The organism is bacterium, assembly GCA_024228115.1.
Lineage (GTDB): Bacteria > Myxococcota_A > UBA9160 > UBA9160 > UBA6930.
The window spans coordinates 1-21571 of sequence record JAAETT010000128.1 but is presented as its reverse complement, the minus strand read 5'-3'; the positions used below and the strand labels follow the sequence as shown (position 1 = coordinate 21571).

16 protein-coding genes and 1 pseudogene are annotated in these 21571 nt (G+C 64.9%); 7 read left to right on the top strand and 10 right to left on the bottom strand.

Annotated elements, in window-relative coordinates:
• Positions 1-5: 5 nt before the first annotated feature.
• A complete protein-coding gene (locus GY937_06170) occupies positions 6-2285 on the top strand; it encodes a TonB-dependent receptor (GenBank protein MCP5056298.1) in 2280 nt (759 codons plus the stop codon).
• Here GY937_06170 and GY937_06165 read toward each other — a convergent pair.
• The 6 genes from GY937_06165 to GY937_06140 form a co-directional block, all read right to left on the bottom strand.
• Positions 2282-5998: a S8 family serine peptidase gene (locus GY937_06165; protein ID MCP5056297.1), complete on the bottom strand. Its 3717-nt coding sequence runs from the start codon at positions 5996-5998 to the stop codon at positions 2282-2284. The two genes, GY937_06170 and GY937_06165, sit on opposite strands and share 4 nt — an antisense overlap.
• A gap of 93 nt (positions 5999-6091) precedes the next feature.
• Positions 6092-6742, bottom strand: a complete 651-nt coding sequence (locus tag GY937_06160; GenBank protein ID MCP5056296.1) for a TetR/AcrR family transcriptional regulator — start codon at positions 6740-6742, stop codon at positions 6092-6094.
• Positions 6739-8493 carry a DUF1446 domain-containing protein gene (locus GY937_06155; protein MCP5056295.1) on the bottom strand — a complete coding sequence of 585 codons (1755 nt, stop codon included), beginning with the start codon at positions 8491-8493 and terminating at the stop codon, positions 6739-6741. The genes GY937_06160 and GY937_06155 overlap by 4 nt, the downstream gene beginning before the upstream one ends.
• The gene (locus GY937_06150; protein ID MCP5056294.1) at positions 8490-10436 is read right to left on the bottom strand and encodes an ATP-grasp domain-containing protein; all 1947 of its coding nucleotides are present in this window, start codon (positions 10434-10436) and stop codon (positions 8490-8492) included. The genes GY937_06155 and GY937_06150 overlap by 4 nt, the downstream gene beginning before the upstream one ends.
• A complete protein-coding gene (locus GY937_06145) occupies positions 10433-12091 on the bottom strand; it encodes an acyl-CoA carboxylase subunit beta (GenBank protein MCP5056293.1) in 1659 nt (552 codons plus the stop codon). The genes GY937_06150 and GY937_06145 overlap by 4 nt, the downstream gene beginning before the upstream one ends.
• A gap of 139 nt (positions 12092-12230) precedes the next feature.
• Positions 12231-12674, bottom strand: a complete 444-nt coding sequence (locus tag GY937_06140) for a hypothetical protein (protein MCP5056292.1) — start codon at positions 12672-12674, stop codon at positions 12231-12233.
• A gap of 10 nt (positions 12675-12684) precedes the next feature.
• Here GY937_06140 and GY937_06135 point away from each other — a divergent pair, with 10 nt between their 5' ends.
• Both GY937_06135 and GY937_06130 read left to right on the top strand, forming a co-directional pair.
• Positions 12685-12975: a hypothetical protein gene (locus GY937_06135; protein ID MCP5056291.1), complete on the top strand. Its 291-nt coding sequence runs from the start codon at positions 12685-12687 to the stop codon at positions 12973-12975.
• A gap of 55 nt (positions 12976-13030) precedes the next feature.
• Positions 13031-13849, top strand: coding sequence for a zinc-dependent peptidase (locus GY937_06130; protein ID MCP5056290.1), 819 nt, complete (start codon positions 13031-13033; stop codon positions 13847-13849).
• A gap of 11 nt (positions 13850-13860) precedes the next feature.
• On the opposite strand, the gene GY937_06125 is transcribed toward GY937_06130, so the two are convergent.
• Complete coding sequence (locus GY937_06125; protein ID MCP5056289.1) at positions 13861-14409, bottom strand: carboxymuconolactone decarboxylase family protein; 549 nt, start codon at positions 14407-14409, stop codon at positions 13861-13863.
• A gap of 92 nt (positions 14410-14501) precedes the next feature.
• Between GY937_06125 and GY937_06120 the strand changes: the two genes are divergently transcribed.
• From GY937_06120 to GY937_06105, 4 genes and pseudogenes are all read left to right on the top strand, one after another.
• The gene (locus GY937_06120; GenBank protein ID MCP5056288.1) at positions 14502-14825 is read left to right on the top strand and encodes a helix-turn-helix transcriptional regulator; all 324 of its coding nucleotides are present in this window, start codon (positions 14502-14504) and stop codon (positions 14823-14825) included.
• Positions 14826-14912: 87 nt separating this feature from the next.
• Positions 14913-16397: a glutamate--cysteine ligase gene (locus tag GY937_06115; GenBank protein ID MCP5056287.1), complete on the top strand. Its 1485-nt coding sequence runs from the start codon at positions 14913-14915 to the stop codon at positions 16395-16397.
• Positions 16394-17440, top strand: coding sequence for a succinylglutamate desuccinylase (locus GY937_06110; protein MCP5056286.1), 1047 nt, complete (start codon positions 16394-16396; stop codon positions 17438-17440). The genes GY937_06115 and GY937_06110 overlap by 4 nt, the downstream gene beginning before the upstream one ends.
• A gap of 115 nt (positions 17441-17555) precedes the next feature.
• Positions 17556-18550: pseudogene (locus tag GY937_06105) on the top strand (haloalkane dehalogenase).
• 7 nt (positions 18551-18557) lie between these two features.
• Here GY937_06105 and GY937_06100 read toward each other — a convergent pair.
• From GY937_06100 to GY937_06090, 3 genes are read right to left on the bottom strand one after another with little or no spacing between them, the layout of a single operon-like run.
• Positions 18558-19052: a tRNA (cytidine(34)-2'-O)-methyltransferase gene (locus GY937_06100; protein ID MCP5056285.1), complete on the bottom strand. Its 495-nt coding sequence runs from the start codon at positions 19050-19052 to the stop codon at positions 18558-18560.
• A gap of 36 nt (positions 19053-19088) precedes the next feature.
• Entirely contained in the window at positions 19089-20165 is a 1077-nt protein-coding gene (locus GY937_06095; GenBank protein ID MCP5056284.1) for a DUF2332 domain-containing protein, read from the bottom strand.
• 48 nt (positions 20166-20213) lie between these two features.
• Positions 20214-21395, bottom strand: a complete 1182-nt coding sequence (locus tag GY937_06090; protein MCP5056283.1) for a nitronate monooxygenase — start codon at positions 21393-21395, stop codon at positions 20214-20216.
• Positions 21396-21571 lie beyond the last annotated feature (176 nt).

Below are 21571 nucleotides of genomic sequence, written 5' to 3'. Positions count from 1 at the left end.
GCGCCATGTACTGGCTCATCTTCGTCCTTCTGCTTGCCTCTCCTTCCCACGCCGATGAAGGGACTTCCGAGCAGAATCCGGCCGCGATTACCCTGCACATCACGAAGCGTGTCCAACCGGTCGAAGAACAGGCGGTCCCTGCGTCGCTCGTCACACTCGACCGGGAGGAGATCCGATTTCGCAGCGTGGAGCGCCTGTCCGATTTCCTCTCCCATGTGCCCAACGTGGAGATCCAGGGCGAGAACGGGCCCATTGCCATTCGCGGCATCGCGCCGAGCCAGGTGTCCGGCTCGCCCGGTGGTTTGGCTTCCCCCGTAGCCGAACATGTGAATGGAATCTTCAAGCCGGCTGGCGAGCTCTCGCTGCTTGGACAGTTCTACGACCTGGAGCGACTCGAATTGGTGCGCGGGCCTTCGGGAACCGTATACGGGCGTTCGGCAACGGCCGGAGCATTGGATCTCCGTTGGCGGCGCCCCCATTCGGGCTGGGAAGCGTTCGGTGACGTCACGGGATCGCGCCCGGATGCCGTCCTCTTCCGCGGCGGACTGAACCTCCCGCTGCTCGGGAAAGGCGACGAGCGTCTGCTTGCTCGCATCTCCGTGCAACGGGAGCGTGCCGACGGATTTCAGGACAACCCCCTGCTTCGCAGCAGCCGAGACCCGGAGAACGGCGACGATTTCTCCGCACGAGCCATCCTCACATCGCATCTCGGTGACGACTTCTCCGCCGAGCTTCGCGCCCACTACCATCGCTCGAAAGCCCTGGGCCTCCAGGGACGACCCGCTACCCGGGTATTTCCGCTTGGTGCCGTGGCGACACCCTTCGGTGTCTTCCCCACCGACCCGTTTGCTGGCGCAGCGCCGGTCTCGAGTGACGAGTTGAAGGTGCGCAGCCGATCCACCGAGCTTGGCGAGCCGATTCTACGCGTGCGTGCAGTCGATGGCGAGCTCAGCTGGCGCCTCCCCACCTTGGCCGCCCTCGGCCGACCGCAACTCACGCTACTCGGCGGCTGGGAACGGCGTGAGCAGGAGAGCATCTTTGACGTCGACGGAACCGAACTCGTCGTTGCCGATGGATCCCTGGAGAGCCGCGCCACCACCTGGACAGGCGAGGCGCGGCTGGCAACCGACCAGGCGGAACGACGTTTCCACGCTTTGCTAGGCGTCTTTGCGTTCGAGGACCGTGCCAACGAAGCCTCGAGGAACCTGACCTCCTTCGGCGCTTTCGATGTCGATTCCCGAATCCGTGAGCGAGGTTTCGCGGTATTCGCAAGCGGCGGCGTTCGCCCCTTCGCATTCCTGGAACGCGGACCGGACATCGAGCTCTTCGGAGGCGTACGCTGGAATCGGGACCGATCCCGGGTCATGGAGAGCATCGTGCCCGGAGCGCTCTCTCCCGGCGGGCGCCTGGATGGAAACGCTTCCTTCGAGGAGGTCACCAGCGAGGCTGGCCTGCGCTGGCAGTTGAGCCCTGGACACCTTCTCTACGCAAAATGGGCGCGCGGCTACAAACCGGGGCTTCTCGAACTCGTGGTCGCTACGGGCACCACCAATGCCGTCGACCCGGAACTCGTCGAGACCATCGAGATCGGGAGCCGCAGTCACTTCTTCGGGGGCCGCGTCCAGCTTGGCCTCACTGCCTTCTCGAGCAGCTATGACGATCTCCAGGTATTGCAGATCAAGGGGTTGCAGGTCCTCACCGAGAACGCCGCCGAGGCTTCGATCTGGGGCGTCGAAGCCAGCCTCTCTCTCGAGCCACTTCCGGGTTGGCAGGTGGAAATCTCTGCTGCACATCTGGATGCGACATTCGATGAGTTCTGCTCGGACGATCCTGCCCAGTTCTTCGCGATTTCCGAGCCGGGTTGCCCCGCTGCGGTTCCGGGTACGACCTTCAACGGGCAGAGCAATCTCGCGGGCAACCAGTTGCAGGACGCACCCCGCTGGAAGGCATCGATCTTCACGACCTACGCTTTCTCTCTCGGTTCCTACGGCAGCCTCCGTCCCGTGGCGGAGTTCACCTGGACGGACGCGAGCTTCCTTCGCCCATTCAACCTGGATTCGGATCGTCGCAATGCCACGACGTCGACGGATCTGCGCTTGATCTGGATGGATACGAGCGAGCGTTTCTCCGCGGAGATCTTCGTCGAGAACCTGGAGAACGATGTGGTCTATGCCCGGCGCAGCGTGTTGCCGGAGTTCGCAGGCAGCTTTCCGGTTGGCCTGGGGCTGCTTCCGCCGCGCCGGTTCGGCATCCGGCTGGGCTTTCGCTGGGGGGAGGCTCCCTAGGAGTCCGTTCCCCCAGCCGCCTCGGCTGCCTGTTCGGAAAGGGTGTGGATGCTCGCAAGCAAGTCCGGGAGCACCTCGACCGCTCCTCCCTCTGCCAGGCTCTCGGCCAGAGCCGCGAGGAGATCCGCCGCGATGTCGAGCCTGCCGCGACGCAGCAAACGAAGCGGCGCCTTCAGCCCCTTCCGCGCCTGCTTCTTCAACTGGCGCTCGAGGCTGCTCCCCTTCCAGACCTGGATCGTCTGTTGCAGGGCTTCGATCTCCCAGGCGAGGCCATCCGCCGGCCCACGTGGGATCGCGAGAGGAGACACGCCGGAATCGTGGTTCTGGGTATTGCGACGATCGCGACCAAAGCCCTGCCACGGGATCGCAGCCTCCGTCGCCGCGGCTGGCGTGTTCCAGACATAGAGATTGCCTTCTCGGGTGGCGGCTACGAGTTCGATCAAGCCGTCCCCATCCACGTCACCGGCCGTCGGCGCCGAAATCAACCAGCCATGGGTGAATTTCGGGAAACCGGGCGCCTGGCTGCCGTCCTCGCGAAATGCGCGCACCATGTAGGCGCCGCTGCCCTGGAGGATTTCCGGCGTGCCGTCGCCATCCACATCCGCAATGGAGGGCGACGTCAGGAACATCAGATCGTCCATCACACTCGGAAAGGCCGGCAGCAAACTTCCAGTCGCTGGATCCCAGGCGGTGATCTGGTGGTCTCCGAACGTCTGGAGAGCGGGACCCGCCGTATCGAAGAGCTTGCGCAGCCCGAATGTGGGCGCCGCATACTCCGGCCGCCCGTCACCATTGAGATCACCGAAGGCCCCGGACCCGACCGCGGGGAAGAACGGTGCATCCCCGGAAACTGCCGTCGAGGGGACGACCGGAAATCCAACCGGCAGGAAGTCGACCGCGAATGCCCGCGGAATGCCGCCCACGTCACCGAGCCGTGGCAGGCCATCTGGCCCCCATAGCATCGCCGGGCCGGCCGTCGAGAAGAACGCTGTCGAGACTCGACCGTTGCCATCGAGATCGGCCAATGCGGGAGAGCCAGGCGCACCGGTTCCAATCGTCGGCAGCAGGCCGGGCACGAGCAGGGGAACGCGCACGGGCCAGCCCGCCAGGAACGGCCCACCCGCGCTCCGCTTGCCCTCTGCTTTCACGGCGTAGAGGCGGCTCGAGAAATCAAAATCGAGGCCGACATCGAGTGCTGCGAGAAGCTGCAGGAGCGTCCCCTCTCGGACGAAGCCGTTCGGCTCGCCAGCGTACTCTTCGTTGCTAGGCACGAGGATCTCGGCTCGCCCGTCCCCGTCGAGATCGCCTACCGCAGGTGAGCCAATCAACTTGGCACCGCGCTCCTGGACACCGGCCGCCCGGGCCGTTGCATGCCCGGTTGCGGGATCGATATCCACCTTCGTCGTATCGGCGATGCGGACCGGGAAGCCGTCGACAACCTCACCATTCGCGCGCCACGCGTAGAGGTGGCCGTCCATGGCCGCGGCCACGATCTCGAGCTGTGGTTCCGGACCCGGCGCATCCAGGTCGACCAGGGTAGGCGCGGCGAAGATCCCGGGATCCGTATCGTTCAGCGGGTCGCGATGGACAGGATCGGAGAATGCGGAATCTGTCGAGACCGGGAAACCTCGGCGCAGACGGCCATGATCGTCATACACGAAGACGCGGCCCTCGACCGTCGCGACGACCACATCGACCCTGCCGTCGCCATCGAGATCGTCGGCGGCCGTAGCCGCCAGGATCATCTCGTGGGGCACCGGAACTTCGCGGTTCTTGAAAGCACGGCCCCGATGCACTGGGAGCGCTGGCGTGCGAACCGGGAAGCCCTCGAGTTCTTCGCCGCTATCCCCTCGCCAGGCGTGGACCGAGCCATCGGCAGTTCCATAGATGATGTCGAGGACGCCATCGCGATTCAGATCCGCGAGAGCGGGCGATCCTTCCGCGGAGCTTCCGAGAGCGACTGCGGGGAAGGCGAGTGCGCTGTCGGTATGAATCGCCACGGTGCGGCGATCCTCTCCCACGAGCCCGCGACGATCTGTCACTTGCAGGCGAAGCGTGACGGTATGCGCATCCGGATCGTCGATGGTGGCAGCAGGATCGAATCCGCAGGCCTCGGCGGTCACCGCCGGATGCCATACGGCCAGGTCTTCGCGGAGAAGCGGCTCATCCGCACTGTCTCGGCCGATCTCGTGGAAGCTCGTAGGCTGCACGCCACAGCCCACCTCGAGCAGATAGTCGAAGCTGCCGCCAGCGCGAACGGCGGCAGCGGAACCCAGCACAAGGGTCTCCGGTGACTGCACAGGATCTACGCTGTCGAACCAGCGCAGCCCACCGGAAAGATCGGCCTCGGGCGGGATGTCGCTGGCACCGATCGCAAGCAATCGGCCGGCATCGGGTTTCCCGTACCCGGTGAACTGGTCCCAACCGGACTGGGTGGGATAACGCTCCGACCCGAAGAACAACCCGAGCAAGGGCGCAGAGAGCACGGATTGAAACAGCGGGTTGATCGAGATGTCGAAGAGATCCGCCGAGTGATCGATATCCAGAGCGGAGCGGCGCAACAGCTGGCGGATCTCCTCTGCGGAGAACGGCGTGCGATCGGTCAATCCCGGATAGGGGCTGAGCAGACCCGCATCGACCAGGTTGCGCCCGTGAGAGACGAGTAGCGCTGCCAGCCCTGCACCCCGCCCCGTGGCTTCGGAACTGCACGAATTGGAAGAAATGGCGACCCAGGCGCGTCCACCGAAGTTCGTGCAGCCGTTCAACAGGTCGTATTCGTCCTCTTGCTCCACGATGTCGCCATCGCCGTGCACGATCGAATTCAACCAGATCGTATGATCGAGAACCGCGGGGAAATTGTGGTGACGGCTCGACTCGTCGGCGGCGCTGGCCATGACCGGCACGCCGCGCCGGTAGGCGAAATCGATTGCGGCCTGGCTCGACGGCGAGGCGCCGATCGAGCCGAGCGCCTCCTGGACGACGGCGGCGCCATTCTCGGTGGCGTAGACCACGGCCTGGGCGAAATCCGTACCGAAAGCAACGAAACTATCCGCGACCTTCAAGGGCATGAAGAGAACGTTGGGTGCGACGCCGGGCATCCCGCTGCCATTGTTCGCCTCGCCTGTGCTGTCCTCGGCTTCACCCGTTCCATGCCCATAGTCGACGAGATCTTCCGGGTCGTTGTCATCGTCGGCGAAATCCCAGCCGGCGATGTCATCCACGAAACCGTTGCGGTCATCGTCGATGCCATCCGAGTAGGCCAGAATGAGATCCTGCCCGTCGAGGAGACCGTTGCCATTCGCGTCCGGGATTCCCGCATAGTCGTCGACCGAAACGAAACCATCGCCATTGCAATCGTGCACTGCACAGCCGGAAGGCAAGGGAAGCTCGCGCCGGTTCAGTGCGACCTTTCGGGCGACGTCCCGGGCGTGCCAGCGAATTCCGCTATCGAGCACGGCGACCACCACGTCGGGTCGACCCGTCGAGATCTGCCACGCGGAGACCACATCCATCCCGCTTCCCGGGTTGTATTTCCATGAGCTTCCCGCCGCCGGGTTGAAATCGTCCGGCAGCTGTCCGGGAGCGAGGAAGAGGTAGGACCCGAAATCCCGCGGATTGCTGCAGCTGGAATCGGCACAGGTGGGAAAGGGGACGTCTGCGGCTGCCGCCTCCACGAAGAAGAAGATGGAGACGAGCAGGAACAGGATGCGCATGAAGGCCCTTCCTGGGGGGGGGGGGTAGTGGGGCAGAGACCCCACGGTACCGCATCTACCGCCAGCGATGCTCCGCCTGCGGGACGGGCGCGCTCAGTCCTTTTCGAGACCCCGGAGGAAGATCTCCGCGATGGCGTCCGCGGTCTCCTTCGGCGGCGCGGCAGAAAGCTCCGCCACTTCCGAGCGGGCGCATTCTCTACCCAACCCGCCCAGAACGTGCGCAACGGGCGCTGCGTCGATTGCCCGGATCTCTCCCTCGGCGGCCGCTTGCTCGAGCAATCGCTGGGTGACAGCCATGACGTAGTTCTCGTGGCCATCGAGCAGGCGTTTCGCGCCCGGCACGAGGCCGAAATGCTCGGAGAAGGACGCGGCCTCCGGCAACACGGCCTCGTTGACCACTCGCAGATAAGCCCGCAGCGCAGCGAGGGGCGATAGCGATTCGTCGAGCGCCTCGATCGCGCGACGACCGATCCGATGCAACCGGCGGTCGACGACCGTCAGCACGAGCTCTTCCTTGCTAGGCGCGATGCCATACAGCGTCCGCAACGAGCAGCCGACTTCGGCAGCGATCTGCGCGATCGTCAGGCCCGCGAGTTCTTCCTTCGCGACCAGCTGCTGAAGCTCGTCGAGGAGTTCGAGCTGGCGTGCCGTGAGCCGGCGTTCGGCATCGGGCGAAAGCAGGGGCTTCGGCGCGCGAAGGCCGGGGAAACGGCGATACGCTCGCTGCGGCTCCCCGCTTTTCACGGGAGCAGGGCCACCGGTAGATCGACGACCCGAGCTCGCAACCATTCGCCGAGGCTCTTGGCCTGGCCATCTTGCCGCGTCGAGGCGGCGACACCCTCCTCGAGCAGACCATGGATGACGAAGTTGATGCTCCGCAGGGAAGCCAACCGATGGCGATCGATCGGTAGCGGCGCGACCTCGGGTAGCAGCTCGCGCAGGCGTTCTTCGGTGAGGAAGGCATCGAGCCATGCCCAGGCTTCGTCACTGCGCGCGAATACGCCGAGGTTGGCGTTGCCACCTTTGTCGCCCGAGCGAGAGCCGAACACGACGCCAAGAGGCGCACGCCTCGTCTCGCCTTCCGGCCGCGCAGCTTCGGGGCCTGGGGTCGGTTCGACCCGAACGTCCGGTCTGGGCACGACCGAGGAGATTTCTCCGCTCTCCGAACCGAGTATCACCACCTCCTGGGGAACCAACTCAGCAGCAATCCGGGCCGGCTCGTAGACGCCGAAGGGCCGCCCGGCGGCGGGGCCGCCACCGACACCAAAGAAGCCCGGAATCGTGGACAGGCCCAATTCGCCCATTGCATTCGAGAACGCGCGGCCCACCTTCTTCTCATCCGGGTCCTTCGCGCTGATGCGCCACAAGGCAACGGCTTGCTCGTTCGTCTCCGGATCGGATTTGTCGGTGCGAACGAGCCGGGTCGTCACCTGCGCATAGTCTTCAGGCCCGTAGGGGCAAGCCTCCCAGAAGGCTTCTTCGACGAGCTTCGCCTTCGCCTCGATATCGAGACCGGTCAGGCAGACGTTCATGTCATTGCGGAATCCGCCGGCCCGGTTGAGGCAAACCTTCAAGGTCGCGGGCGGAGGTTCTCCCTGGATGCCATGCATCCGCACACGATCCGGCCCCACCTGTTCGAGTTCGATGGTGTCGAAACGGGTGGTCACATCCGGCCCGAAATACTCCGGCCCGCCGATCTCGTAGAGAAGCTGCGACGTGACGGTTCCGATCGACACTTCGCCACCGGTGCCCTCGTGCTTGCCGATCACCGTCGATCCATCGGCCGCGACGTCTGCCCAGGGAAAACCGGTGCGAACGAGGCCAGGAACCTCGGTGAAGAACGCATAGTTCCCTCCCGTCGCCTGGGTGCCACACTCGATGACATGGCCCGCGGTCACGCCACCCGCCAGGGCATCCCAATCCGTGCGGCTCCACCCGTGATGCCAGGCAGCCGGACCGCAGACGACCGCGGCATCGGTCGTGCGGCCGGTGATGACGATATCCGCCCCACGGTTCAACGCATCGACGATCCCCCAACATCCGAAGTAGGCGTTGGCCGTCAGGAAGCTGGCCTCCTTGATCGGCTCGCCGGTCTCGAAATGATGCAGTTGATCGGCGGCAACCAGTTCCGCCATACGAGGCATCAGATCGTCACCGCGCACGAAGGCGATCTTCGGATGCAGGCCGAGCTTCTTGGCGACCTCCGCGACCGCCTCGGCGCAGCCTTCCGGATCGAGACCACCCGCATTCGAAACCACTTTGATGCCCTTGTCGAGACAGGTACCCATCACCTGCTCCATCTGCATCACGAAGGTGCGGGCATGACCACCGCCGGGGCGCTTGGCCTGCGTGCGGGCGAGGATCAGCATGGTCAACTCGGCGAGCCAGTCGCCCGTGAGCACATCGATGCGGCCGCCTTCGACCATCTCCTTTGCAGCGGAGAGGCGATCTCCGAAAAAGCCCGAGCAGTTCGCGATGCGTACCGGATCCTTCATGTCGTTTCCTCTTCGCCGGAAGCGGGTTCGACCACGAGCAGCACGGCTCCGCTCTCTACCTGGTCACCCAGGGCAACACGCACTTCACGCACGATTCCGTCTTCCGTGGCGTTCATCGGATGTTCCATCTTCATCGCCTCGAGCACGACGACGGTCTGCCCGGCCTCGACGACATCGCCCACCTCGACGCGCAGGTCGATGACCTTGCCGGGCATCCGCGCAACGAATCCGCCTGCGGCATCTTCCCGGCCGGGAATCTCGAAGCGGGGCAGCAGAACGAGCTTCAGATCTCCGCGCGGACCGTGGACGATCAGGAAATCCTCCCCTCGCGTGATCCGAGCCCGGCTTCGCCTGGCGTCGATCTCGACATCGATTTCGCTCGGGCTGAACGAGCAGACTCGGGCGAGCAAGCCATCCGAGAACCGGAAGCTGCCGTCTCTGAGGCGTCGATAGCTGACCTCGATGTCGCGCTCCCCGCTGCGCAGACACACCCGCTGATCGGGCATGCGGGCGTTTCGCCAACCACTCGGTATCTCTGCCCACACCTGGACCTCGCTCCGGTTCATGGCCTGGATCCAGAGTGCGGCCACCCGAGCCAAGCGGTCGGTCTCCTCCTCGTCCAGGTCGAGCGAGCGCGCAGGGCCCACTCGCTCAATGAAATCCGTGGTGGTATCACCGGCCAGGAACTCCGCGGTCCGCAGGGTTGCAGCCAGGAAATCCCTGTTCGTCGTCACCCCACCGAGATGCGTGCGTTCGAGAGCCAGGGCCAAGCGGCTGGCGGCTTCGATTCGGGTGGGTGCGTGGGCGATCACCTTGGCCAGCATCGGATCGAATTCCGTACCAACGACCGTGCCCTCGATCACGCCGGAATCCCAGCGGACCTCGGGCGAGGCGGCTGGCGTGAAGGCAACCAACTGGCCCGTCTCCGGCAGGAAGTCGTTCGCCGGATCCTCGGCGTACAATCGCGCCTCGACGGCCGACCCGTTGAAGCTGACATCGGCCTGGTCGTAGCCAAGGCTCTCGCCTCGTGCGATGCGCAGCTGCTCACGCACCAGATCGATTCCGGTCACGGCCTCGGTCACTGGATGCTCCACCTGGAGGCGGGTATTGACTTCGAGGAAGAAGAACTCGCCCGTGTCGTCATCCAACAGGAACTCGACCGTTCCCGCGCTCTGATAGCCAAGGGTCTCGGCCAGACGCAACGCCGCACTTCCCATCTCTTCTCGAAGGGCCGCATCGACCCGGGGCGACGGTGATTCCTCGAGGATCTTCTGATGCCGACGTTGGATCGAACATTCGCGCTCACCCAGATGGACGAGGCCGCCATGGGCATCACCGAGGATCTGGATCTCGATATGCCGAGCATGGGACACGTAGCGCTCGAGGAAGACCCGATCATCACCGAACCCGCTGGCTGCCTCCCGTTGAGCCGCCGCGACGGCCTCTTCGAGATCCCCGGGCTTCGAGACGATCCGCATGCCCTTGCCGCCACCCCCGGCGGCCGCCTTGACGAGCAGAGGAAAGCCAACGGCATCCGCCGCGCCGAGATCCTTGCTGCTGGGAAGCGTCCGCACGTTCGCCCGCTCAGCCAGTGCCAGGGCCTCGAGCTTGTCGCCCATCTGCGCGATCGCGTCCGGGGAAGGACCCACCCAGGTGAGGTTCGCAGCGACGACATCGGCAGCGAAGCCGGCATTCTCCGAGAGGAAGCCGTAGCCCGGGTGGACCGCGCCGGCACCGGTCAACTGAGCGGCTTCCAGAATCGCCTTGCCATCCAGATAGGAGCCGGGAAGACAGACCGCCTCGTCCGCATCGGCAACATGCGGTGCATCCCGATCAGCAGCCACGTACACGGCAACGCAGCGGATCCCCATGTCGTGAGCCGTGCGAATCACGCGGCGGGCGATCTCACCCCGATTGGCAATCAAGAGAGTCGAGAAGCTCACAGCCTGAATACTCCGTAACCGTCCGCACCCTCGACTGGAGCGTTGCGCACCACCGAGAGACAGATCCCGAGGGCCGTACGCATGTCTCGAGGGTCGAGAATGCCGTCATCGCTGATCGTGCCGGTGGCCTCGAGCGCGAGCGAACCCTTTTCCTGAATCGCCTCGACGGCCGCGACGAGCTGAGCGTCCGCTTCCTCGTCGAACTCTTCGCCCAGGCGCGCCGCCCTTGCCCTTCGTACGATCGACATCACCCCGGCGATCTGCTTCGGCCCCATGACGGCGATCTTCGCGGTCGGCCAGATGAAGGTGAAGCGGTTGTTGAAGGCGCGACCGGACATCGCATAGGTGCCCGCGCCGTAGGACGCGCCGATGATCACGGTCAGGTGGGGCACCGTCGAGTTCGTCACGGCGTTGAGCATCTGCGAGCCCTTCTTGATGATGCCCGCCTGCTCGACTTCCTTGCCCACCACGAAACCAGTCAGGTTCTGCAGGAAGAGAAGCGGCACGTCGATCTGGTTGTTCAGCTGGATGAAGTGCGCAGCCTTCTCGGCGCTCTGTGGGTTCAGCACTCCGTTGTTGCCGAGAACGCCCACCGGATAGCCCTGAAGCGAAGCCCAACCACATACCAGGGTCGTGCCGTAGCGGGGCTTGAACTCCTCGAAGCGTGAGCCATCCACGACCCGCCCGATGACGTCGCGCACGTCCACGGGCCGTCGCAGATCCGGGCTGACCATGCCCAGCAACTCTTCCGGATCGAGCACCGGCTCGTCGGATTGCAGACTCGGTGGCGGGCCGGGTTTTCGCCAGTTCAAATGGGAAACGACCTCGCGACAAAGGCGAAGCGCATCGCGCTCGTCCTCGGCAAGGTACTCGCCAAGCCCCGACACCTCTGCATGCATCTTTGCACCGCCGAGGGTTTCGTCGTCGGATTCCTCGCCGGTCGCCATCTTCACCAGGGGCGGGCCCGCAAGAAAGATCTTGGATTGTTCCTTGATGACGATGTTGTAGTCGGACATGCCGGGCTGGTAGGCACCTCCGGCCGTCGACGAACCGAACACCACGCAAACCGTGGGGATCTCCAGCTTCGAGAGCTCGATCATCTCGTAGAAGAAGCGGCCGGATTCCGCGAAGTGATCGATCCGTGCCGAGACGGCCGCCTGGCCTCCGTCATCCCCGCCGCCCGTCTTTACGCGCAGGTCGGCACCCGCCGACTCGACGAAGCTCACATAGGGAATGTGGTTGTCGCGGGCGATCTCGAGCGCGCGCATCCACTTCTTGCTCACATAGGGCGTGAGTGCACCGCCTAGCACGGTGGGATCGTTGGCAAAGATCACGCATTCGACCCCGGCGATGACGCCGATCCCCATCACCGCTCCGCCGCCGATCGTGTAGGACGAGTTGTACGCCGCCAGCGGGCTGATCTCGAGGAACGGGCTGTCCGGATCGAGGGCCAGGGTAATCCGCTCCCGAACCGGGAGCTTTCCGCGTTTGGCCAGGCGCTCGTGGTGGCGAGCTCCCCCGCCGGCTTCCGCCTGATCGAGCAGGCCGTCGATCTCGGCCAGCTTCTCGAGCATCGCAGCCCGGTTCTCCTGAAAATCGGAAGAACGAGGATCGAGACTCGACTGGAGCGGAGGCGCCAAAAGAGGGGGGTTCATGGGGGTCCCTTCGGAAAAAGCTGCCCGGAATCAGCAGGGGTAGCAACGTACAAGAAATAATACCACCCCCATATAGGGCTGAATCGTGGCCTGAGCCGCCTCTTCCATCCGAAGCAGGAAAAGGCCCGGATGACCGTGGTCACGGCGTTTCGGAAGCTGCCTTCGCTCGGCTCACGATGACGCGATCCGGCGGCAAGCAGCGAAGCTCATCGCAGGCCTGGATGCGAAGGGCCAGATGGTCGGGCCGGACGATGCCATCCTCGAACGCCACAGGCACCAGGATCGTGCCGTCGTACACCTGGATGGCGTCCTCGGCGAACTCCGGCCGGAAACTCCGACCCGGCGGGTACTCGATGGTTCCGACCGGACCGCCTTTCAGGGCTTCGATCGTCGTGGGCAGGAGAGCCGGCAGGGAAGCCGGGTTGGCGTTGACGTGCCAGCCCTCGTCCATCGTGATTCGAATGACGAGTTCCTGACCCTCTTCGCCGCCAACGCCCAGAAGCCGTGCGCTCACATGGTCCTTGCTGCGGGGCAGACGGATCGCATCACTCGCCCGGGTCTCGGCTGCGCTCGCGAGGGCCACAACTCAGCTCATGCGGAAGCGCGTCGCGTTGGGCCTCGCAGAACCGCTCGTTGCGAACCGTTTCCTGCTCTGGGCGATCGCTTCGCTTTGTACGGTCGCGTCGGTCTGGACAGTGAACGCACCCGTCTTCCTTGGCTACGAGCCAGGCTCCGCGGGAGAAATCTCCGCAAGGTCCATCTCGATGCTCGTCACGTCCGCCTTTGGGATCGCGACCATCTGCGCCTACTGGCTCACCTTCTTCCCTCCGGCCTGGTACCGAGCACGCTTCCCATCCAACGCGACCCGCCCGGAGGGTGCGTAGGCGTCGAGCCAGCGGCCGGGTGCGCCGACGCCCGGGGGCTACGCTCTACAGCGTCGTGTTGCATTGGTTCCGCGATCGCCGCCGCAGGAAGCTCCTCGAGCAGCCCTTCCCCGATGGATGGGAGGAGCTCATCTCACACAATCTCGCCCATGATGCCTGGCTCGACGAAGCGGAGCGGGGACGGCTTCGCGATCTGACCCGGATCTTCGTTGCGGAGAAGAAATGGGAGGGGTGCGGGGGCCTCAGCCTCGACGACGAGATCCGCGTGACGATTGCAGCCAATGCCTGTCTGCTGATCCTCGGGCGCTCCCACGATCTCTACAAGAATGTTCGCTCGATCCTGGTCTACCCCTCTACGGTGGTCATCCCCGAGCGCCACCCGGGCGCTTTCGAGATCCCGCGAGGGGAAGTGCGAGGGCCGATTCCCATTCTCGGGGAAGCCCAGCTGCGCGGACCTGTCATCCTGGTGTGGGACGCCGTCGAACATCAGACCCGCCACCCGGGACGAGGGCATAACGTCGTGTTCCACGAATTCGCCCACAAACTCGATATGCGAGATGGCGGAGTGGACGGCACCCCGCCCCTTGAGAGCCGGGCCGAGTACCAGCGCTGGATCGAAGTATGTGAGCGGGAGTACCGAAGCCTGCGCGAACGCGCTGAGAAAGACCAGCGCAGCCTGCTCGATGTGTATGGCGCCACCAACGAGGCCGAGTTCTTCGCCGTCGCCACTGAGCTCTTCTTCGACCAGCCGATTTCGATGCGCAAACGCCATGCGGACCTCTACGAGATCCTCCAGGCTTTCTATCGCCAGGACCCGGCCGCCCGCGTCGAGAGACGCTGCGGCGCCCCTGAACGCCGGGAGACGGATCCCTGAGACCACCTGCCTCAGGTCAGCTCGGGAAAGCGCGTGCTTCCGGCTTCGAGATCGATCTCGAACGCGTTCGTGAGGAACGAGATCGTGTGGTAGAAGCCCGTGAGCGTGACGAGCTCCACGAGTTGGACCTCATCGAAGTAGCCTCGCAACGTCTGCCAGCGAGGTTCCGAGACGGCGGCTCCGTCGTGGAGTTCGTCGACGAGTCCGAGCAACGCCCGATCCCGCTCGGACCAGAAGCTCTCGTTGCCGCTTCCGGTGCGGGTCGCCGCGATCTGCTCTTCTGTGAGCCCGAAGCGCTTGCCGAAGAACAGAACGTGAACACCCCACTCATATTCCGACCCGCAGCGCGCGGTGGTGCGAAGAATCACGAGTTCTCGGTCGCGTCGTTCGATGGATCCGCGATCGAGCAGGTTCGAGTTCTTGATCTTCCCAAGGATGCGCGAGTTCTTCGCGATGACCCGAAACAGGCGCAAGGGCTCGATGCCCGGAGGCATCATCGCCTCGAGAATGGGGGCAACGTCCTCGGCATAAGGGGCTTCGACAGGCTCGATCCGGGGCATGAGAACCTCGATGGGGAGCGCTATGATTTCCGTAGCATGGAGCGATACATCATACGCTACATTTTTAGTAGCGCAAGCCTGTCTCCAGACGCATGAGCGCGCCCCGCCCTGGCCAGCGCGTTCATGGCTCGCGCACGGGCCGGCCGATCATGGCGGCCTTCGATCTGCTCGGACGACGCTGGGCCCTGCGCGTGCTCTGGGAGCTGGGCGAAGCTCCGCTGACCTTCCGGGAGCTTCGGGGGCGCTGCGACGACATCTCGCCCACCGTGTTGAACACCCGGCTCCGTGAGTTGCGCGAGGCGCGACTGATCGAGAAGACAGATCGGGGCTATGCCCTCACGGAAACGGGACATTCGCTCGGGCGCGCGCTCCGCCCCCTCGTGCGCTGGGCCGAGGATTGGGGCGACGCCGACTGAGGCCCACTGGCGAGGAAATCAAGTCCCGCCGCAAACGGTTTCCTTCCTGCCTGACCTGGCGCCGCGGGTGGCTACTCTCCACCCGCGATGGGCCTCGAGATCAATCGTGAGACGTTCAGCGAGGACGAGTACCAGCGATTCTCGGAACGCCTGGATCGCTCGCTCGACGTTCTGGAGCAGCTCCTTGCCAGGCCGGACTTTGGTGCGGGGGAGGTATCGATCGGCGCCGAGCTGGAGGTATCGCTGGTCGATGAGGCCGGCCGACCCCTGCCCCTGAATCGGGATGTCCTGGCGGAAAGCGTGGACCCGCGGCTCACGGTCGAGCTCAATCGGTACAACCTGGAATCCAACCTACGCCACGGTCCCTTGGCCGGTCGGCCCTTTGCTTTCCTGGCCGATGAGATGCGCAACTCGCTGCGAGAAATCGAGCGAGCCGCCGCGCTCCACCATGCGCAGGTAGCGATGATCGGCATCCTGCCGACCTTGACGGAAGCGGATCTCACGAGGGACGCGATGACAGAAGCCCCTCGCTTTCGAGCCCTTTCCGCGAGCCTGCGACGCCTGCGCCGCGAGCCCTTTCTGCTCCAGATTCGCGGTGAGGATGAGCTGGAGCTGCGCTGTCACGATGTCACCTCCGAAGGAGCCGCGACTTCGTTGCAGCTCCACTTGCGCGTGGCCCCCGCCGACTTCGCCTCGGTCTACAACGCCGTGCAGCTGACGACCCCCCTCGTGCTCGCGGCCTCCGGAAACTCGCCCACCTTTCTCGGCCGGCGGCTCTGGGACGAAACGCGGGTGGCGTTGTTCAAGCAAGCCGTGGATCATCGGCGGGAGCGCGGGCGCGATGGCGAGCCTGCCCGCGTCTCCTTCGGCAACGCGTGGATCGGTCGTGCCTTCGAACTCTTCGAGGAGAACGTGCGACGTCATGCAGTCCTCCTACCGGTCGTAAGCAACGAAGATCCCGAAGCCGTCCTCGCCGCCGGGCGGGTTCCGACACTTTCCGAACTGCGCCTGCACCAGGGAACGGTCTGGCGCTGGAACCGCTCGATCTTCGATCCCGCGGAGGGCGGGCACCTTCGCATCGAGATGCGCGCCTTCCCGGCGGGTCCGACGATCGTGGACATGGTCGCGAATTGCGCGTTCCAGATTGGACTGGCACTCGCACTGGCGCCTGAGATCGCCGCCTGGACAGAACGGCTCTCCTTCGAGGACGTGCATCGGGATTTCTACAGGGCCGCCCGGGACGGCCTGGCGGCGCACCTGGGTTGGCCCATGGAGCCGGGCGCACCGGCCCAGAGCCACTCGGCCCAGGTGCTGCTCGAAAGCCTGTTGCCCAGAGCCCAGCAAGGGCTCGACGCCGCAGGCGTAGAACGGGACGATTCCTCCCATTGGCTCGAAGTCTTCGAGTGTCGGGTGCGCAGCGGGCAGACGGGTGCCACCTGGCAGCGTCGGGCGCTCGCCAGCGCCGAGGCGACGATGCCCAGGAACGATGCGTTGACCCACATGTTCCGGCGCTACCGCCAGCACTCGAAGGATGCCCAGCCGGTCGCGAGCTGGCCGGAGCCGAAGCTGTGAAAGGCGTCTTGCAGAAGATCGATCGACCGAGCGCTGACGGGTTTCCCGCCGAAGCGGAATCCTTTCTGCGCAAGCTGGGCGGACCCACCGCAATCCACGTCAAAGGAAAGGACCGAACACGCTCCCGGATCGTGACCACGCTGCTGCACGGCAATGAACCTTCGGGCACCCGTGCGATCCATGCCTGGCTTCGCAATGGCCACCAGCCGGCGGTCGATACTGTCCTGATCGTCGCCAACGTGGAAGCTGCGCTGGCCGGCCCGGGCTTCGCTCATCGCACCCTGCCCGGCCGACGGGATCTCAACCGCTGTTTTCTCGGTCCCTGGGACGATGCGGAAGGCCACCTCGCGCGCGAAATCCTCGAGCTCACTTACGAGAAGAAGCCCGAGGCGCTGATCGATCTACATAACAACACGGGCCACAACCCGCCCTATGGCGTGGGTGTAGAGCCTTCTCCGGAAGCCCTGCAGTTGGTCACTCCGTTCGGGAACCGTTTCGTCTGGAGCCACCTGACGCTCGGCGCCCTGATGGAGGCGGTGCGCGATATCCCCAGCGCGACGATCGAGGTCGGGCGAACGGGCGACCCCGCCGCAGACGCCGTCGCGCTTCGCGGGCTCACCCGCTTCCTGGAAGACGATCGGGTGATCGAGCCGGGGCTACGCCCGGACGTCCAGGTGCTCACGACGCCCATGCGCGTCTGCATTCGCCCCGGAGCTTCCCTGGCCGTGGTCGACGCAGACCGCGGCAAGCAAGAGTCGGCCGATCTGACCATCCTGGCCGATCTCGACCGACACAATTTCGAGAGCGTCGAAGTGGGTACCAAGCTGGGCTACGTGCGCGGCGAGGCCTGGCCCCTGGAACTTCTCGACGAGGACGGACGAGATCGGGCGTCCTTCTATTTTTCGCTCCAAGACGGCGTACTACGGACCCGACGGCCGATCATCCCGATCATGATCACGACCGACCCGGGTATCGCCACCAGCGACTGTCTCTTCTACGTGGTCCGCGAGCTCAGTTCCCCGGACGAAGCGGGTCGCTGCTAGCGCCGGCCGAGCATGCCGGGAGACGGCACTTTCGTCGCCACTCGATGTGGCGAGCGAGCCTGGGAACGAGATAGGGTGGCACGCCATCTGCCAACACTTCTCGAGAGGCTCATCCATGAAGGCCCTGCGGACCCCCGACACTCGCTTCCAGAATCTGCCCGGCTATCCGTTCGAGCCGAACTACACGGAAGTACCGGATGGCGACGCTGGAACCCTCCGCATCCATCACGTAGACGAAGGTCCCCGCGACGGGCAGATCGTACTCTGCATGCACGGTCAGCCGACCTGGTCCTACCTCTACCGGCACATGATTCCGGTGTTGGTCGAGGCCAGCTTGCGCGTGATCGCGCCGGACCTCGTCGGGTTCGGCCGCTCCGACAAACCGGCAGCTCGCGAAGACATCACCTACCAACGCCAGGTCGATTGGCTCTGCGCCTGGCTCGAACAGAACGATTTCAGCGGTGCGACCCTCGTCGGACAGGATTGGGGAGGGCTGATCGGGCTGCGGATGGTCGCCGCAAAGCCCGAGCGTTTCGCGCGTGTCGTCGTCGCGAACACGGGTTTGCCCGTGCCCGCGGACATCCCCGAAGAACGCGTCGCCTGGGTGAAGAGCTTTCGCGCCAACGATCCCACGCCGACCATCCCCGAAGTCATGGCCCAGCTCTCGAAACAGGGCAGCGATACTCCGGAGCGCAGCTTCGCCTACTGGCAGAAGATGTGCTGGGAGACCGAAGACGTTCCGGTCGGAATGATGGTCGCGAGCTCGGTCGATGGCCGCACGCTGACGCCGGAGGAAGTGGCCGCCTACGACGCACCGTTTCCGGATCCGAGCTTCAAGATGGGACCGCGGGCCATGCCCAGCCCGACGATCCCTCCCGCGAGGCCCAGATGGCGGCCTGGAAAGTCTTCGAGGCCTGGGAGAAGCCGCTCCTCTGCGCCTTCAGTGACAACGACCCGGTGACCGGCGGCGGCGCCGCGGCCTTCATGAGTGGTGTTCCCGGTGCCCAGGGACAGCCTCATGTCACGATCGAGGGCGGTGGCCACTTCCTGCAGGAAGGCCGCGGAGTCGAACTCGCCACCATCATCGCAAGCTGGGTGAAGTCCACCTGACCAGCGATCAGCCGATCGGCGGAGATTCCGACGGTGCAGGTAGCCGACCGCACCGATCGAGGGCCGTATACAGCGCGAGGCATACGACATTCGCGAGGTTCAGGCTGCGCACCTCGGGCAGGATCGGCACGGTGAGTCGCTGGGGTGCGAACTTCCGCAGCAACGCGGGCGGTAGCCCCTTCGACTCGCCCCCGAAGACCAGGATCTCGTCGCCCCGGAATGGCGCTTCGAAGATCGACGATCCGCCGCGGGCTGTGAGAAGGCGCAGTCGTGGCTCGGCAGGTCCGACCTCCGCCAACGCGGAGAGCAGGCTCGGCAGGTCCGGATGCACCGTCATGTCGACGTCGGGCCAGTAGTCGAGCCCCGCCCGCTTCAGATGCTTGCTATCGAGGGAAAACCCGAGCGGCTCGACCAGATGCAGCCGTGTACCGGTCGCCGCCGCAAGCCGAGCCGCACATCCGGTGTTCTGGGGGATCTCCGGTTCGACGAGAACGATTTCCACGCGGGCCAGTCTAGAACGTCCCGGCGAGTAGCGACCCTACCCGGCCTCGGGGCGCCAAACGACCGCCCGTCCATGGGGATGCCCCTCGCCGAGGAGCGTTTCGCCACCGTCCGGCCAGCTGCGAAGCCGAAGCTCGATCCTGGTGCCGTCGGTCGAACCCTCTGCCCGCAGCCACGCGAGGGGCCGCTCGTTCGTCGCATCCGCTCCTCGAGCCTCGATCGCGCTCTGGATCGTCTGCTGCTCAGCGGAGCTGAGATAGTCCCATACCGAAGAGTGGTAGACGACGTTGCAGACTCCTGCCTGCGGCTCGGCCAACCGATCGGGCAGCCACTGGCCCGCCGACGCCTGCTCGATCTGAGGAGGGTCGCTCCGCGCAACCTCGATGGCGGCGCGGAGCTGAGCCAGACGCTCGGGTTGATCGGCCCAGATGAAACTCTCGAGGTCGCGCGCCGCGGCTGCGCTGTCGACCCGGCGCGGCGCAACATCGCATCCGAGGCGTTCGGAGATCTCCACCTCGACCGCGGCCAGAGGCGGAACCTCGCCTTGCCAACTCGTCGTAATCTGCACCTTCGCCTTCGGATCTCCCCAGCTCCAGCTGTCGAGCTCGTAGCGGAACCGACTCCATTGAAGATTGAGCCCGGCGCTGCAGCCGATCTCGAGCAGTCGCAGTGGCAGCCGTGTCTGCTGGGCAACCTGGAGGAAGCCACCCAACAGGCCTGCGCAACGTCGCACCTCGTTGGTTTGCGGAGTCTGCTCCAGCCAAGGACGAATCCGGTCGCCATGCTGCTCGACGACCGCTCGAAAGCAAGACCACGCTGCGGCGGCGTCGGCTCTCCCTCCGACCGTCGGGTAGAAGGCCGCGAGTTCCGGTGCAGCTCCCTCGAGTACCAGGGCGTGCACACCCGCAAGAATCCGGAGTGGAAGAAAACCACGGAGGGGATCCCCGTTGAAGTCGCAGACCAGATCTCGCAGCGGGCCGCCCGCCTCCAGATCGTCGTAGGCATCCTGCAGCAGCTCGCCGTAGAACGGTGACCCGAGATATCGGCAAACGCCTGTCTGAAAGCGGAACGCCGTCAGCGTACGCTCCAGATCCAAGCCCTTGCTCCGCATCATCCGTGCCCTCGCCGAAGACTCAACGGGTGTCTACTCGAAGGCGACCGCTCAGCGAGAGCCCTCTGCCGCGTCGAGCATCCCTTGCAGCCTGGCCACGCTCTCGACGAACTCGTCGATGAACTCGTAGATCACCTCCGCAGAACTCTTCTCTTCGTTCATGCGACCCACGACCTGGCCAACGGGCATGCCGAGCAGCTCCTGTGCCTTGGAACCCTGCTTTCGTGCAGCCAGGCCGATTCGCGTCTGGGCGTCGGCGCAGGCCATGTACTGGAGCGGCATCGGAAGCGTGCCGGGGCACTCGTCGCGCTCCCAGGCTTCGGTCCAGGCCGTGCGCAGCAGTCGGGCGGGCTTCCCGGAGAGCGAGCGCGAGCGCACGGCATCGCGCGGGCCAGCCTTGTAGAGCTTCTGTTTCACGAGGGGGGAGACATCGGCCTCCCGCACACCGAGCCATACGGAGCCGGTCCAGATGCCCTGGGCACCGAGTGCCATGGCCGCTGCGGCCTGGCGGCCGCTGGCGATTCCTCCGGCGCCTAACACAGGCGTGGGCGAGACGGCATCGACGATATCAGGCAGCAACACCATCGAGCCTATTTCGCCGGTGTGGCCGCCTGCTTCCGTACCCTGAGCGACAATGATGTCGACGCCCTGCTCTTGCTGGCGCAATGCGTGCTCTACCGTGCCGGTAAGCGCCGCAACCTTCACGCCACTGCGGTGGGCCAGGTCGATGATGTCCTTGGGCGGTGGACCGAGCGCATTCACCAACAGCTTTACGCGCTCGTGTCGGAAGGCCACGTCCACATGACTGCAACCGCCGCCTTCGGTCCAGCCGAGCAAGCCCCCTTCACCACCCCCGATGCCGGAATCGGGTTCGTAGCCTTCGGGGAGCGGGGGAACCTCATATTCCTCCAGCACGGTCTCGATCCACGCAGTCACCTCGGGCGAGATCAATTTCTTGAACTCGAAGGCATCCTCTGCGTCGCCCTTCTTTCCGAGACCTGTCTCCTTGCCGATATGGCCCATGGGCATCACGGTGTCGACGCCGTAGGGCTTGTCACCGGTGTTCTCATCGATCCATGCGAGCTCCATCTCGAGCTGCTCTGGCGTGAAGGCGAGAGCGCCCAGGACGCCGAGCCCCCCGGCGTTGGTCACGGCGGCAACGACATCCCGGCAGTGGCTGAATGCAAAGATGGGGACATCGATGCCGAATTGGTCACAAAGATCAGTGCGCATGGCGGTATCTCCACTTCGTTGACTCGAGACGTGTTGCTAGTGATATGATTCATAAATAAAGGGCACTATTGGACTATCCACGTTACCCTCGCGGCGAACGGCCAGAGGGGCACGATGCGGGTCGCAGCCGAGATTCACCTCAGCAAGAGCCAGCGGGCGACGCTTCAGCAATGGTC